Origin of the sequence: Mesorhizobium sp. M7A.F.Ca.AU.002.02.1.1 (assembly GCF_003998535.1) — a bacterium.
GTDB classification, from domain to species: Bacteria; Pseudomonadota; Alphaproteobacteria; order Rhizobiales; family Rhizobiaceae; genus Mesorhizobium; species Mesorhizobium ciceri.
On the sequence record NZ_RZPB01001347.1, the window covers coordinates 1 to 818 of the forward strand.

General features: G+C 64.2%; 1 protein-coding gene and 1 pseudogene. Both read right to left on the reverse strand.

Annotated elements, in window-relative coordinates; translation table 11 throughout:
• A partial coding sequence (locus tag EN879_RS37630) for an ATP-binding protein (RefSeq protein ID WP_127274798.1) occupies positions 1 to 595 on the reverse strand: 595 nt, incomplete at its 3' end.
• Positions 528 to 818, reverse strand: a pseudogene (locus EN879_RS37635) (IS21 family transposase); the annotation flags it as partial. The pseudogene EN879_RS37635 and the gene EN879_RS37630, both read right to left, overlap by 68 nt.

The window sequence follows — 818 nt, forward strand, 5'->3', positions numbered from 1 at the left end:
TGGTGGTGATGATGACGCTGGTGCGCTCGTAAAGCTTCGAGACCAGATGGAAGAGCAACTGCCCGCCGGCCTGGGCGAAGGGAAGATAGCCGAGTTCATCGAAGACGACGAAGTCGAGCCGGGTAAGATGATCGGCAATGCGGCCCTGCCGGCCGGCACGGGTCTCGGTCTCGAGCCTGTTGACGAGGTCGACAACGTTGAAGAAGCGCCCGCGTGCGCCGTTGCGGATGAGAGAACGGGCAATGGCGATCGCCAGATGCGACTTGCCGGTGCCTGTCCCGCCGACCAGGACGACATTGCGCTGATCGGCGACGAACGCGCCGGCGGCGAGGTCGCGGATCAGGCTCTCGTTGACCGGCGTGCCGGCAAAATCGAAGTCCTCGATATCCCTGGCCAGCGGAAGCTTGGCGACGGTGAGCTGGTACTTGATGGAACGGGCCTGCTTCTCCGATATCTCGGCCTGCAACAGATCGCCGAGGATCTTCGGCGGTTCGTGCTGCCGCTTAATGGCGACGCCCATGATCTCGTCATAGGCCGCGCGCATCCCGAAGAGTTTCAGCGCCCCCATCAGTTCCAGTACTTCGGTGCGTTCCATGGCTGTTCGTCCTCCTGAGGCTGTCATAGCGGGCGCAGTCGGCGACCGGCTCGTGATCCAGCTTCAGCGCCTGGGGAATGGAAAGGATCGTGCCCGGCGCCGGATCGCGGCTGCGGGCCAGGATGTTGAGGATCACCGCGGCCGACGAGACGCCGTGCTCGATGGCTTCCTGGCAGGCGGCCTCGACCGCGCTCAATCCGTCGGTCAGCACGCAGGTGAGGAT